Source organism: Bradyrhizobium sp. CB2312 (assembly GCF_029714425.1).
Lineage (GTDB): Bacteria > Pseudomonadota > Alphaproteobacteria > Rhizobiales > Xanthobacteraceae > Bradyrhizobium.
Genome location: NZ_CP121668.1, coordinates 7774296 through 7788834, shown reverse-complemented (window position 1 = coordinate 7788834; position 14539 = coordinate 7774296). Strand labels below are relative to the sequence as shown.

The 14539-nt window shown below is 58.3% G+C and carries 13 protein-coding genes; 8 read left to right on the top strand and 5 right to left on the bottom strand.

The genetic code is table 11. The features are described 5' to 3' along the window. Positions 1–4: 4 nt before the first annotated feature. From QA642_RS37790 to QA642_RS37770, 5 genes are all read left to right on the top strand, one after another. On the top strand, positions 5–517 hold the full coding sequence (locus QA642_RS37790) for a hypothetical protein (protein WP_283081446.1): 513 nt from the start codon (positions 5–7) through the stop codon (positions 515–517). A 97-nt stretch (positions 518–614) separates the two neighbouring features. Then, positions 615–1631: an ABC transporter substrate-binding protein gene (locus QA642_RS37785; protein ID WP_283087064.1), complete on the top strand. Its 1017-nt coding sequence runs from the start codon at positions 615–617 to the stop codon at positions 1629–1631. Between the two features lie 2 nt (positions 1632–1633). After that, entirely contained in the window at positions 1634–3070 is a 1437-nt protein-coding gene (locus QA642_RS37780) for an O-antigen ligase family protein (protein WP_283081445.1), read from the top strand. Between the two features lie 93 nt (positions 3071–3163). Next, complete coding sequence (locus QA642_RS37775; RefSeq protein WP_283081444.1) at positions 3164–3814, top strand: hypothetical protein; 651 nt, start codon at positions 3164–3166, stop codon at positions 3812–3814. A 346-nt stretch (positions 3815–4160) separates the two neighbouring features. Further along, on the top strand, positions 4161–5309 hold the full coding sequence (locus tag QA642_RS37770; protein ID WP_283081443.1) for an acyltransferase: 1149 nt from the start codon (positions 4161–4163) through the stop codon (positions 5307–5309). Here the strand turns inward: QA642_RS37770 and QA642_RS37765 are convergent. Continuing rightward, positions 5306–6301 carry a hypothetical protein gene (locus tag QA642_RS37765; RefSeq protein ID WP_283081442.1) on the bottom strand — a complete coding sequence of 332 codons (996 nt, stop codon included), beginning with the start codon at positions 6299–6301 and terminating at the stop codon, positions 5306–5308. The two genes, QA642_RS37770 and QA642_RS37765, sit on opposite strands and share 4 nt — an antisense overlap. A 59-nt stretch (positions 6302–6360) precedes the next feature. Further along, a complete protein-coding gene (locus QA642_RS37760) occupies positions 6361–7641 on the bottom strand; it encodes an O-antigen ligase family protein (protein ID WP_283081441.1) in 1281 nt (426 codons plus the stop codon). A 90-nt stretch (positions 7642–7731) separates the two neighbouring features. Between QA642_RS37760 and QA642_RS37755 the strand changes: the two genes are divergently transcribed. The 3 genes from QA642_RS37755 (at position 7732) to QA642_RS37745 (ending at position 11286) form a co-directional block, all read left to right on the top strand. Beyond that, the gene (locus tag QA642_RS37755) at positions 7732–8085 is read left to right on the top strand and encodes an acyltransferase (RefSeq protein ID WP_283081440.1); all 354 of its coding nucleotides are present in this window, start codon (positions 7732–7734) and stop codon (positions 8083–8085) included. A gap of 31 nt (positions 8086–8116) precedes the next feature. Then, positions 8117–9751, top strand: a complete 1635-nt coding sequence (locus tag QA642_RS37750) for an acyltransferase family protein (RefSeq protein WP_283087063.1) — start codon at positions 8117–8119, stop codon at positions 9749–9751. A gap of 272 nt (positions 9752–10023) precedes the next feature. After that, a complete protein-coding gene (locus tag QA642_RS37745; RefSeq protein WP_283081439.1) occupies positions 10024–11286 on the top strand; it encodes an oligosaccharide flippase family protein in 1263 nt (420 codons plus the stop codon). 147 nt (positions 11287–11433) lie between these two features. On the opposite strand, the gene QA642_RS37740 is transcribed toward QA642_RS37745, so the two are convergent. Genes QA642_RS37740 through rfbA form a run of 3 tightly spaced genes read right to left on the bottom strand, consistent with a single transcriptional unit; the run spans position 11434 to position 14510 of the window. Beyond that, positions 11434–12516, bottom strand: a complete 1083-nt coding sequence (locus QA642_RS37740) for an acyltransferase (RefSeq protein ID WP_283081438.1) — start codon at positions 12514–12516, stop codon at positions 11434–11436. A gap of 36 nt (positions 12517–12552) precedes the next feature. Then, entirely contained in the window at positions 12553–13614 is a 1062-nt protein-coding gene (locus tag QA642_RS37735) for a glycosyltransferase family 4 protein (RefSeq protein WP_283081437.1), read from the bottom strand. Continuing rightward, entirely contained in the window at positions 13611–14510 is a 900-nt protein-coding gene (rfbA, locus tag QA642_RS37730; protein WP_283081436.1) for a glucose-1-phosphate thymidylyltransferase RfbA, read from the bottom strand. Before rfbA ends, QA642_RS37735 begins: the two co-directional genes overlap by 4 nt. Between the last annotated feature and the right edge of the window lie 29 nt (positions 14511–14539).

Here is a 14539-nt window from a genome sequence, read left to right as displayed (position 1 = left end):
GAAGATGCGCGCAGTCATGCTTGAAAAGACGATGGCTCGAGCCATCGGAACGGTCCTCACCTTCGCCGGTCGCGCGAATTGCTTGCGCGAGATCTTAGTGGCATTTGTGCTGGGCACGATCTGCGTCGGAGGCGGGCCTGCATTCGGACAGGCAAGTCTCGCCAACCAACCTTTGTCCGAGGAAACGGTCGGTGGCTCCGGCAAGTTCGCGACGAGTTCTCCGCTGACGCAGCCCAAGAGTTTCACGGTCTCGCGCCCCCGCAGCCTCGATCCGACCGGTAAGCCATGTCTCACCGTGTCGTCGACGGCGGAAAGTCAGGCGCTCAACAAGAACGTCTTCAATCACATCCTCATTCTCGACAATCACTGCGGCAAGCAGATCCGGATTCGAGCCTGCTACTACAAGACTGATAGCTGCACGACGATGTCGGTTGGCGGTTATCGTCGTCAGCAACACATCCTCGGAATCTTCTCCTACTCCGATTTTCAGTATTCATTTCGCGAATATGCCAACTAGGCGCCATGGAAGACCAAGACGGGACGGGTGGCGTGCCCACGGCAGGCCATCACGATCCATCTCGAGGAGATTCTTTCCGCGTGCGATGTTGTTGGGCGTGCTCGTCGGGCTCATGTCCTTGATTGCGGCCTCTCTCTTGGTCAGAGAATGGTCGCCCATCGCAGTCAAGGAAGCTAAATCGGCCTCGCAAGCGCTGATCATCAAGTGGAATGGTCCGCTGACCGAGGCTGCCGCTGGCCTCGTGCTTGGTATCAACGATGGCCTTTTTCAGAAGGCCGGGTTGTCTTCACGCCTCGAGGTCGGCGTTGATGACGACGACGTGGTGAAGGCCGTAGCTGCCAGCGATCGCATCATCGGGCATGTCTCCGCGATGGCATTTCTGCGAGCGCGCGCCGCAGGTATGCCGGTTGTCGCGATCGCCGGTTCCTATGTTGCAAGCTCAATCCGCCTGTTCGCGCTCGACACGACGTCCTTGCAGACCCCCTCGGATTTGGTTGGCAAGACTCTGGCTTACAGGGCGTCGAGCGAGGTCGGGTTTGTCGTCGAAGCGCTCATCAGCCGAAACGCCGTGCAGCGCAGCCTGGTTAAGGCGACCGAAGCCACCGGCACGGTGGAACAGCTCATGGCTGGTGCCATCGATGTTCTGGCCGGCTACCTGGAAGTTGAGGGCGCGGAGTTGCGCCGGCTCAAGCTTCCCTATCGTGTACTCGATCCAGGGGCCTTCAAGATCCACATTCCGGGGACGGTCTACATCGCCTCGACGCAGATGCTGGCAAGGTCGTCCAGTTCGGCCGAAACCTTCGTCTCCGCGCTTCTTGCATCCTGGGCGCGAGCCGATCTTGATCCACGTCGAACGGCTGCGCTCGTTGCTGCGGCGATTGGGCGCGCAGCGACGCCAGAACGCTCGATGACTATGCTCGAGCAGCAGCGCGATCTGATCAGGCCCTTTGGGGCGAGGATGGCTGAGCTCGATCTGGGGCGATGGCAGGAGTTTCAGAGGCTGCTGCTGCAACAGCGCGTGATCTCAGACCCGGTCGATCTGCGCGCGGCCATCAACTTCTCGCTCGTGCCGGACGTTTATCGTAGGCAGTCGCGGTCGGTTCAGGCCGATTAGCGATGTCTGGACAGTCGCAAATATTTGCTGGGCGGCAGGAGGCTGCAGCTGAAGAGCAGACGGCTGCCGCAATCGAGATACCCCTCAGCGAAAGATTGGCAACCTACGCTCTCGGGCTCGTGCTCGCTGCGGTGCCGCTGATATTTGGCTCGGTACAGAACAACGTGCTGGCGGTTTGGGTTACCCTGCTGGCGGCAATAGCCTTGTATTGCGTGTGGCGCAATGTCTGTGGCCTCGCCGTGCTTGCGGTGTTCGGCCTCGTGATCTGCAGCTGGCTGCTGGTAGTCACGTTGCAGCTCATCCCGCTGTCGCCATCTCTTGCTGCGCTTGCCCATCCGATTTGGCGCGATAGTTCGGCGCTGCTCGGCACCGAGCCAACCGCTCGTATCAGTGCGGTACGCGATCTGCCGAGCAGCGCGGCCGGAGCCCAGATCGCCAATACGCTTGCGCTGTTCTGCGGGATTTGCCTCGGCCGGAGCAGGTGGTCTGCGGCCTTGCTCCTCGAGATCTTCGCCTGGTCCGGCCTCTTCTATGGGGTGTATGGAATTGTCAGCTTTCTTGCTGTGCCTGATCATGTGCTCTGGCTCGAGAAGGTGGCCTATCGCGACGTCCTGACGACGACTTTCATCAACGCCAACACGGCTGCTGTGTATCTGGGGGCAAGCGCTTTGGCGTGGTTGCTGCTTTGCGCCCGGAGCCTGAGGCTCCGCGAGGTCTCGCGACGCCACATCATTCGGGCCTTGTTCGAACGTCCATCGCGTCGAACGTTGATCTGCTCCGTCGCTTTCTTCTTGACGCTCTCGGCCAGCTTCATGACAGGCTCGCGGCTCGGCACCAGCACCACGCTTCTGGTCATCGCCGGAGGCGTGCTGTCGTACTACCGCGTCTGGGTCCGCAGCTGGCGGGCCGCCGCGATGGCCGTTGTGACGATTGTCGGCGCTGCTGTCCTGCTGAGTTCGGTCTTGGGCGGATCCGTCAACACGCGATTCGATACGGGAGGGCTTTCCGGCGGCGGCCGGGCGGAGGCCTACAGATCGACGCTTGAGATCATCCGGGAATACCCTCTTCTCGGGACCGGGCTCGGCACATTCAGGTGGGTTTTCCCAGAATATCGCAGCCGCGAAGTGCCTATCGGAGGGGTATGGGATCGCGCCCACAGCACCCCGCTAGAGCTCGCAGCCGAAATGGGCCTGCCCTTCGCCGGACTGATCGCCGCCGTTTGGGTCGCTGTGATGGCCTCTCTGGCACGTGCCATGGCCCGTCGCCGGCGCGACCGCGTGTTTCCCGTGATGGCCTTTTGGGCAGGAATGCTCGGGCTCCTCCATTCGCTCTTGGACTTCTCCCTGCAAATTCCTGGATTTTCCATAAGTATCATGGTGTTACTTGGAACCGGATTGGCCCAGTCGTCCGGCGGGAGCGATCGGTTGTCTGTTCCATGATCTCTGGACGGAACGATCGAAATGTGCTATCAATGTCAATAGGTTATTAATAATTGCGGCAAGCGCCGTTTGACAGTTTGGTGTCTAATGACAATGGCAGCATTTCTTGGGGATTTTCGCGTTGGCTTTAGGGGGGTGATGTCAGCAGTGTTCCTGCTGGCGGTGGTCGGAGGGGCTCAGCAAGCCTCCGCGGCTTGCAGTCCGGGAGCCGCGTCCCCTCAGAAGATTGCCGATTTCACGGCCAATCCTTCGTCACTTTTGGGAAGCGCTGGTTCGCAGCGCCCGCCCGGAGAGGTGACGGCTGATGTTCGGGATCTCCTCATCAGCGACCCCGCCACGCTGCCTTTGGTCATCGGCCTCTTGAAGACGGATCCACTTCCGAGTTCCGACTTGCAGAAGGCGATCGGGACGGGCCTCGGGCTCGCGGCAAACCAGTGCATCCGCCCGGATCCCAACTTCGCCAGCGACATCCAAACGCAGATCGTCGGCACGAACTCGGCCGATGCGAAGCAGCAATATGCAGCCATTACCGGGAACCAGCTGATCGGCAGCGTTGGCGGCGGCGCGGGCGGCTTCTCCGGTGGTGCCAGCGGTGGCCAGGTGGATCCGTTGACCAATCGCTTCGGCGGGTCGAGCACCTTGCAGACTTTCCTCGCAAACAGCGTCACCAACCCGTCCAATAACTTTTTCAATAGTGGTACCACGGGCCTGGGCGCGAGGAGCGTCAGCAGTTCGACGCCTTAGATCCTTGCGTTGCTGCTAATAGTATTCGTCATACTTGGCTCGCGAACAAATCGAAGCCTTGCAGGCGACTTGAGCTGAGCCCTTGGCGTTTTTGCGACCAAGGGCCGGCCGATGCGCTTCTTCGTGGAGCGGCGCAGCCCATCGAACGGAGTGCGCGTTCTTTGCGGCGTTAACTCAAGCGCGATGTAACGGTCCCTATCCTTTGAGAAAAGTGCTTAGATGACGACGCTTAGATCAGGGCGAGGGGCAGAGCAAAGCCATCCCACTGAGTTCTAGGCGGTCGGGAGTGGTCGCCTGCGCCCGACGCTACCCTATACTTTGTGTGATTTCAGCTTAGTAGTGAAAGATGCCGCAAACCGCCCCTTCGTCCCTCGATGCCTCTCATAAATTGCCGGCAAAGCAGATTTTAGGCGTCGACCTACTTAGATTCTCTGCATCACTAACTGTGATGTGTTTTCATCTTTGCTTCTTTGTCTGGGCCGGGGGCCCAGGAGCTACAGCACGAACTGCAGCCAAATCCTCGGTGCAGTTTCAAGAGCTACGGTTTTTCGAATTTGGTTCGGTAGGCGTACAGATCTTCTTTGTAATTTCTGGATTTATCATCGCCTATTCAGCGCATGGTTCTACGGCTTACGATTTTCTCCGAGGACGCTTTGTGAGGCTTGTCCCGGCTGTATGGCTGATCGCCCCGCTGTCGTTCGCTGCGTTGCTCGCCGTGAATGCCGAGCCAGTCTCGGTTCTTCTCGTAAAGCTCGTGAAATCCTTGCTGATCTCGCCATTCGGTCCATGGCTCGACTGGGTATATTGGACGCTGCCCATAGAAATCGCGTTTTACGCGTTGGTCTACCTACTACTTCTTCTCAAGAGATTTAGATGGCTCGAGGGCTCGATCATCTTCGTGGGAGGCGTAAGCACGGTATTCTGGCTCGCGCGAAGAAGCTGGTCGTTCCTGACCGGAGAGCCACTGTTGCCCTTACCCCATGAACGAGTGATGGAGTTGTTGTTGATTTGTCACGGGTGCTTCTTCGCGGTAGGCGTCGTGATATGGCTCTTGATCTTCGATCGATCAACTACGTGGCGATGGATTTCGCTTTCTTTCGTGACTATCGGGTGTGTAGCTCAGAATGGTGCTTTTACCGGAGCATACATTTGGCTTGCCAGTGTTGCCCTGCTGTATATGTCAGCGAAATTCAACTACGTCTTTCGCGATCAGAAGAAAGCGTTAGCCGTTGCTCGGACCTTGGGCCTGACAACATACCCTCTATATCTGTTGCACAACGCAGTAGGTGGAGCCTTGATGGGATATCTTGTTCGCATGGGTCTTGATCGTTACCCCGCGCTCGGACTTACTCTTGTTGCGATGGTGCTGGCTGCCGCTTTCATCGCTGTTGCCATAGAGCCGATCGCGCAGAGGGCGTTCAGATCAATCTTTGATCTCTTCGGTGGCCTAGTCTTTGTGCGCGTCTGGGGCCGCAAAGGCTTCTCCCAAACCTAGCGACGGATTACGGGCTCCTTCGATAAGGTACGAAGCCCCATCATTGTGAAGATCAATGCGAGGCGCCTCTCCGCCGAGCCGCGAAGCCACCGAACCCGGCGAGCTAGCCGTTGTCGTGCTAGCTCCACCCGAATGAGGCCCTGCAAATAGAATGGAACAGCTTCGACCGGGCAGCGCCGCTCCAGTGCTACCCGTGCGCAATAATATTCGGGCATGAAGCGGTAGTCGCCGGCGAAATGGCAAATTGCGGGCGTAACGCGCCCCTCCGCCCTCACAAAGTTGCATTCTCCTTGTACAGGATCAATCGACAGCATGCCGCGAAGGCCCACAGGCGTCCGCATTAGGCGACCTTGATCCTCATATCCGGAGATGTCGTAGCGCGCCATGGCGAGCGCATAGGCAGGTTCGTCGCCAGGTCCGGTTGCGTCGAATGCCTTCAGCCCAAATTCGGCAGGCTCGCTTTGAATGCGGCGGGCAGCTTCGAACACGCGGTTACTGACAGCAGACCTTCGGAAAAAGTAGACGCCGCCGTTGAACTTCGGCAGGGCACGCAGATCCATGCGCTTCATTAGGTCCGGCAAATCCAGGAAGTATTCATCGCGATCGCCTGGCCGAAGATGTCTTTGAACAACCGGGGTGAAGTCGAACCTGCGAACTTCGTCCAGCTCACGTTCGAAGGACCGAGCCGCAATGCAATCGGCATCGATGAACAATGTCTCTTCGAAGGGCGTGTACTGGTCAATGTACATCTTCTGGCGAACGCCCCGCCCAAGCGACCGTCGTGCGGGAACGACGTGATCGTAGATGCTGGCCAGCCTTCCAGTTTCATCATCCGTGACGACGGCTATCGGATATCGCGGCATGTTGGCCTTGAGCGACAGGCCGAGGTAGTAGGCTTGGTCGATGTAATCCCGGGCACCGATCGCCAAGGTCAGAAATCCGATGACAGGCCTGATGCCGGCGCTTGACGGGTCTGCTGACTGGGAATTCATGGTCTTTCCGTTGAGATTAGGTGACGAAGAGATTGGCTAAATACTGCTGACACCAGCGCCTACCTTGGCTGAGCCGCTGTTGCAGAGGAAGATGGCATTTCGGCAAATGTCTGGAGCCGTCTCGGTGCTGGTTGGAGGACACCAAATCGCAGCGCGAAATCCGCGCCGAATATGGCCCAAACGTACCAGTTGTATGACAGATAATAGGGCAGATTATCTGAGTAGCTGATAAGCAGATTGACGACCCCGAAGCCGATGACGATGTACGCCAGACGGGGGGCACGGCGTCTGTAGATGAAAACCGCACCAATGACCCCGAGGTAGAGTATCAAGTAGCCGAGCAATCCAACGATCCCAAGTTCGTAGATCGTCTGGACATAAGCACTGTGAGCCTCAGTTGCGTGCTCTGAGAGCGGGAAGAAGTGAAGAGCATTTTTGCCGAGCGTGCCAAGGCCCTTGCCGAGCACGCGGGCGTCTGCGGAGTCCTCCAACGCACGTCCCCAGAGAAGCTGACGCCAACCGTAGGAATTGGCGACCACATAGCCGCTTTGGACGTCCTCGAAGGTGATTGTAGGCTCGGCCCCGATGCCTTCGAAACGCTGGGAAACAACCGGGAGCATCAAGACAAGCGGAGCGAAAGGCAGAGCCACAAGCAGCTTGCGGTCAACGCCGACTGCGTAGATGACGATGAAGGCGGCCATTCCGAGCCATGCCGCCCGAGTTTGAGTTATAAGCAGAAAGGCAAGCAAGACGAACATGTAGGAAAACAGGAACACTCGCCATGTCGCCGTGATGTAGCGATGAGCGATCAAATTATAGTACAAAATCGCGCATATGACGGCGATCAAATAGAACGCAAAGACGTTCGGATGGGCGAACGTCGATTGCAGCCGATCGCCAGAGAGTCCTCCGAGGCCTCCGGTCGCAATTTGGTAGAAGGCCACTATAGTCGAAATGATCGACGAGTAGATGATGCAAAGGAATAGATTGGCCACGTCCTCTATTGTTCGCAGCAGGATGAATGCCGACAAAAAGATTGCCGGGAACGTCAACGTGCTCATCAATAGTTTTACGCTGTCCCCCAGCTCTGTGGTATAGGCGAGCGAACCGGCAGCAACGACAAGGTAGGGCGCCCAAATCAGGATGGGCAGCTTTGACCGCGAACGGGACCAATAGAGCAACGCCACCGTTGCGATCAGAAGCGCCGCAATATTGAACAGCGCGCCGAGCGAATAGCCACCCTCATCGCCGCCACTCGTTCTGCCGAAAAGTCCTATGACGATTTCGGCGCTGGTACGAGTGGCTAAGAGCCAAAAGAGCGCTGCTCTTGCGAGGTTCATCTATTCGTCGCCGATCCGGGGTAAATAGCAGGTCGAAATTGGCTTTCACTTTATCCGATCGGCGCTGTCGGTGCCAGCGCTCGAGGACCGATGGCCATGCCTCTCTGCATTAATCTTAGCGCCTCCATGCCCGTCATTTCGGCTTCCGCGCATGCGGAAACGGTCATCATTTGTGATGGTTCCGAAAACCATTCCACGGAAATGACAACTTTTGTCCACACAAGAGAACTGCGAATTTCTTCCCGGAATCTTATGCAGTACCGTGCTGACATCGATGGCTTGAGAGCTGTCGCAGTTCTTCCTGTTCTTTTCTTTCACGCAGGGGTCCCCTATTTCTCGGGAGGCTTCGTCGGAGTCGACGTTTTCTTCGTCATCTCCGGCTACGTCATCACCAAGGGGATTCGCGCGGAAATAGAATTTGGTCATTTTTCAATCGCCGGCTGAGCGCAGATTTCGAAGAATATTTCCCGCCTTGGTGGCCACGCTCTGCCTCACTTTTGCGGCAGCACTTTTTCTCCTGCTGCCGCAAGAACTGGTTGATTTATCCAATAGCCTGATCGCTTCGGTCCTTTCAGTCTCGAATGTCTATTTTTGGCGGAGCTCGAGCTACTTCGATGCGTCGTCGCTGTTTCGGCCGCTCCTGCATACCTGGTCGCTGTCCGTCGAAGAGCAGTTTTACATCCTGATGCCGCTCTCGATGGTGGCGAGCAGGTACTTCTTTGAGCGGACGTGGCGTTATCTGTTCTGGCCGATCCTTCTGCTCTCGTTGCTGCTGAGCATCTCGGCGACCTACACCGCGCCAACCGCGAACTTCTACCTCTTGCCGACCCGCGCCTGGGAGATTCTGCTCGGGGCGATGCTGGTGCTCACGCCGCCTCCGAGGCCTGCTCCGTGGCTGGCTGAACTATTGGCAGCCGCAGGCCTCGCGCTGATCGGCTTCTGCGTCTTCTCCTACAGTGACGCGACACCCTTTCCGGGCGTGTCCGCATTGCTTCCATGCATCGGAAGCTTTCTCGTCATATTCGCCGGAACCGATAACGCAACACGGGTTGGACGGCTCCTGAGTGTCCGGCCATTGGTGCTGGTTGGCCTGATCTCTTATTCACTTTATCTCGTTCATTGGCCGATCACGGTCATGATGCGGTACTATCTGTTGCAGAACCCCCAGGCGCTCCAGGTCCTGTTCATCATCGTAGCCAGCTTCGTCTTGGCCATTCTCTCCTGGAGGTTCATCGAAACGCCATTCAGGCGAGGCGGGGCCGTGATGACGCGAAAGGTCGTTTTTGCGTCCTGGGGCGCCGCGGTCGCGTTCCTGGTGATGCTCGGATCCGTCGGCACGCTGTCGGCAGGATTTCCTGCAAGATTTCCCGACATGCAGGTGGCTGCCGCGGCCGGTCCTGGGTTGTGGCGAAATGGAGTCTGTTTTCTGGACGGATCGCAGACATTCGAGAAGTGGGACGCAAAGAAGTGCGCGCTGACGCACGGATATAGCGAGAACGTGCTGCTTTGGGGTGACTCGTTCGCCGCGCACTACGTGCCTGGCATCATCGCGTACGGCACGCAGGTGAATGCGAACATCTATCAGTATACTGCGGCCGGCTGTCCCCCCGTCCTTAAGTATTTCTCCTACAAGCTGCCGAATTGCCAAGCCTTCAACGCCCACGGTCTGGAGATCATCAAGCAGCTCGGCATCAAGAAGGTCATCCTGAGCGCGCGGTGGGGCCTTCTGACGACCCGCGGCGGTTTCGATCTCCGCGACACCGTTCGACAGATCGAGGCCGCCGGTGCCGACGTCTTCGTTTTTGGCCAGTCTCCAGAATTCGGGATCGATACACGCGCGCTGGCCGTCAGGCTGAAGGAGAGGTCGAACTGGTACGCCGCCAACTACGACGAAGCCCTGGAACAAAAAATAAGGCTACAATCGGAGGGAGCCCACTATATCTCCCCCTTCGATCTCCTGTGTGAGAAGACCCTTTGCTCCTTCAAGACGAGCGCGGGACTGCTTTATATCGACTATGGCCACTTCTCGGAGAAGGGTAGCCTGGCGGCGGTCAAGTCCATCTTTCCGCTGATATCGGGTGTCGAGGCAAGGACCTCGGAGGCGCATTGACACCCGCCTCGAGGGTGGCGATATCCGCCTTTCGGCCTCCAATCCGATGTGCTAGTGAGCGCCGTCTTCATCGCATTGGGCTGCGCCGAACCGCTCCATTTGCGACAATCTGCATCTCGACCGGGCCAGAAACGGAGGGGGCGGCGTTGAAATATCGTCGCTTCGTAGGCTCTAACCTTGGGCCGTCTATCCGTGACGATAGGCTCTCTCGCTAGAACAAGCCCTGCATGTCGTTAACCAGCTTGATCCGCAGTTACTGGGGCCGTCCACTGGTGCGTAGCATCGCCGTGGTGCTGACGGGCACGGCCGCGGCTCAGGTGATCACCGTCGCGGCGTCGCCGATCCTCAGTCGGTTGTTCGACCCGGCGGCCTTCGGCGCGCTTGGGACGTTCATGGCGATCGTCGTGCTCGTCAACGCGGTCGCGACGCTGACTTACTCCGCCGCCATCGTGCTGCCGGCCCATGACGACGATGCTCTGGCGCTGGTCTGGGTGAGCTTGCTGTCGTCGTTTGCCGTTGCCGCCGCGTTGTTGCTGGGCATCGGCCTTTACCTGGGTTGGCTCGGTCACGTCGAGACCACGCAATTTCTCCTGTTTGTGCTGCCGCTTCAGGTGGTCTTTGAAGCCCTGCTACAGGCGGCCCAGCAATGGATGCTCCGAAAGAAGCGATACGCCACATCTGCCAGGGTCATCATCGCCCAGGCGATCGTCGTGAGCCTTTCGAAAGTGCTGGTCGGCGTATTCTGGCCTACGGCTTTCGCGTTGATCCTCGTGTCGCTGCTCGCGAGCCCGTTCAGCTCGATCGTATTTCTGCTTTGGTTGAACGTCGGTCGTCAACGCTGGCCGGCGTGGGTCTCCGTGCAACGAACGCGGCTCATGGCCCGCCGATATGTCGACTTCCCGCTGTTCAGGGCGCCGCAGACGTTGGTCAGCGCGGTATCGCAAAGCAGTCCGCTTCTGCTGCTGGCGGTCTTCCACGGCCACGTCGCCGCGGGCTTTTTCTCCTTGTGCAATTCCGCATTGGGAGCTCCCGCCTGGCTGCTCGCAAAGACGATCAACGACGTCTTCTTTCCGCGGCTGGCCGAGCTCGCAAATCACGGCCAGGAAACGCGTCCATTGCTCCTCAAGGCGACCGGTGCGCTGTGTGCGATCACGGCGTTGCCTTTCGGGATTCTGATCCTCCTTGGCCCGCAGATCTTCGGCTTGGTCTTCGGCGCCAAATGGACTGAAGCGGGGACTTACAGCCAGTTCCTGTCCTTCGTGTTTCTGACCGCGATCATCACGAGACCCGCCTTTGCGGCAGCGTCGGTCTATCGCGTCCAGCCCGCGTACCTGGTTTATGAGATACTGAGCATCATCGTGAGGCTTGGCGCCCTCTCGATCAACTTCTTCGTCAAGACCGACCCGATCGTGCCGGTTGCGCTCTTCAGCTTGGCCGGCTCCTTGGCCAACATCGGATTCCTCGGCTACATCCTCGGCGTGGCGACGAAGTTCGATCGCAAGCTCAAGCTGGAAAAACAGTCGACCCAGACTTAAGCGTCGCGACGGCTTCGCGCCTGCCTGAGCTCGTCGCCGTCAGGCTCTAAAGCAGGATGAGATCAGGATGAATCGTCATCGCGCTTTAGCTTGTTGTTTGCGCATGATCTTGTCGGAAAGCCGCTGCGCACCTTTTCGGATCATGCTTTAGGTCGAGACCTTGGCCCGTTTCATCGACATGAGCGGCGCGATCCTGGAGCGAAGCGCCAGAGCGGGAGCCTCGATCGTGTGCCACGATGCGGCGCTGATCCCGATCGTGAGCGGCGTAGCGATCGCAATGATGCCTAGCGGCGAAATGCCGTTGAAGAAGTAGGCTACAAGTTGCTCGATGGGGAAAGCGTAAATGTAGATTCCGTAGGAATAGTCGCCAAGGTTATTGAAGGGATAGAGCACCTTGAGTGACCGAAAACCTATGTAGAACGTGCAGAAGGCGACGGAGAACAGGATCATCTCGCGGTAGAATGGCGTGTTGGCCGACAATGCCGTGCACGCGAGGAGCGTTGCGCAGATCGCGAAGTTGAGCGGCAGCCGATCACGGTAAGCGTAGAACAGCATTCCGATGACGAAAGCCGGGCTCAGATCCAACAGGTGGGTCAGGAAATTGATGGCGCCTTTGCTGACCCAACCGGGAAAGAGACCTGACATCAGCATCAGCTTTGCTACGACATACAGGACCAGGTAGGTGGCAAAGAAAGCGGCACGCGCAGTCTTGCTCTGGAGAATGCCGAGCACGGCCAGAACCGAGACCATCACATAGCAGAGGACTTCATAAAAGAGTGTCCAGAGCGAACCATTCACCAGTTGTGGGAACGGGTTGCCGTCAAATACGCCGGGTAGCTCATATTGCACCCAAAGGAGCGATAGTCCGGAGGGAACGTAGGAGAAGGTTCCTCGCGTGGAAAAATACTGCGCGAAATCCAGTGTGGAGAGGCCGACACCGAGCAAGACTGTCAGCAGCAGCGAAATAAACAGGCCGGGATAAATCCGCAGAAACCGTGCCGTCCAGAAATCGAAAGTGCTCTTGCTGCGAACTGCGCTTTGCGTGATGAAATAGCCCGAGACGGTAAAGAAGACAATGACGGCAAGCGTTCCCAAGCCTCCATGCATGTGGAGCTCTGCCTCGAATGGCTGCACGGTGCGCGAACCCCACGCGATGGGAAAAGCATGCGAGACCAGCACCGCAAATGCAGCAACGGCGCGGATGAAATTGAAATTGTTATCTCGATGCATTGTGGGGCTCGTTGCGCTGGCCAAGAAGTGGCCTTTCTATCGGGCTGCAAACGTATGAAGTACCTGGCACATCTTCGGGGCGACGGCCCGGAACGTGGACGAATTCTCGACGCTTGTTCTGGCCGCGCTTCCGAGCCTCAGGCGAAGATCTTCATCGTTCCATAGTTTTGCAATCGCGCTGCGCAGGCCTTCGATGTCGCCGGGCTCGACCAGGAGCCCGGTCTCGCCGTCCTCGATATAGTCGACCGTACCCGGTGCGCGCGTCACGACCACCGGCCGTCCGAACATCATGGTCTCGAGGAAGCTGACCTGGCCGGAGGCGGCCTCGACCTCCTTGAGTGGGATCACGATGAGATCGGCGGCGCGACTCAGCTTGTGGCATTCCTCGAGCGGCAGGCCGCTCCTGTGTTCGATGAAGGCGGGCAGTTGCACGTTTTCCATGGCCTTGGGGCCGGAGACGATGATGGTCCGGTATCCGAGAGGAGTGAGGGCCTTCACCAGGCCGTCGTAGTCGCGGTTGGCCGTTCCCAGCGCCAACACGAAACGATCCGTGTCGCCGGCGACCGGCGGCAATGCCTTCATTTCCACCGAGAGTGGAACGTAGATGAATTTGTCCCGGGGCAGCCGCAGCCATTTCGAATAGATATCGATCTCGGCCGTCGAATGAACGACGAAGATGTCGATGGCGCGCGAAGCGAAACGGGCGAGCACGCCCTTGGCTCCATCGTAGGTCGATCCGAGATTGAAGCACCATGCGACGATCGGCACCTTCGAAAAGGTGAGGCGCTTGATCAGCGCGAGACAGATCGGCAGTTGAGGAAAGCTCGTGAGATAGCCGAATTGCTCGTCGGGTTTCGAAGGCGTCTTGAACCACGCCCGAACGGCATGACGCGCGTAGTCGATCCACTCGCGCAAGCCGGACAGGCGGCGAGACCGATCATGATCATAGTCGGACGGGATCACCTCGAACGTCAGGCTCGGATCGGAGATGTAGGAGGGTATCCAGCCCGTCGTCGTCGAGGGGCTAAACGGCGTCAATACCTTCCAGTGCATCGCTGGCCTTAGCTGGAGCTGATTGGGGGCTGAAGCATCGCTCAAGAAAGATAATCCTCTTTAGGCATTGCGCAGACGCGCAACAAATACTGTCCATAGGCGCTCTTGGCGATCGGCTCCGCCAGGCGCTGTAGTTGATCGGCCGAGATCCAGCCGGAGCGATAGGCGATCTCCTCGGGACAGCAGATCTTGTAGCCTTGGCGTTTTTCGAGCACGCGGACGAACTCTGCCGCTTCGAGCATGTTGTCGGGCGTACCGGTATCGAGCCAGGCAAAGCCACGCCCCATTCTCTCGACACGCAGTTGCTTCCGTTCGAGGTAGGCGCGGTTGACATCGGTGATCTCAAGCTCACCTCGCTTCGAAGGCTTCAGATTCGCGGCGATATCGACGACTTCCCGGTCGTAGAAATAGAGCCCGGTCACCGCCCAGTTCGATCGTGGTTCGCGTGGCTTCTCCTCGATCGATACGGCCACGTTGCGCTGGTCGAATTCCACCACGCCGTAGGCCTGAGGATCGCTGACGTGATAGGCGAAAATCGTCGCTCCATCGACCTGGCGGTTGGCCCGCCGCAGCACCGGAACCAGATCGTGGCCGTAGAAGAGATTGTCGCCCAGGACGAGTGCGGACGATTGACCGGCGACGAAGTCGGCGCCGATGATATAGGCCTGCGCAAGCCCGTCCGGGCTCGGCTGTTCGGCATAGCTGAACGACATTCCCCATTTCTCGCCGTCACCCAGCAGCTGCCGGAATCTCGGCAGGTCGCTCGGCGTAGAGATGATCAGGACATCGCGAATTCCGGCCAGCATCAGGACCGACAGCGGGTAGTAGATCAACGGTTTGTCGTAGATCGGCAGTAGCTGCTTCGACGCCGAGATCGTCATCGGGTGCAGGCGCGTGCCGCTGCCACCCGCAAGAACGATGCCTTTGGTAATCGCAGTCATCTCATGATCCTTTCGGGACTTGTCGATCG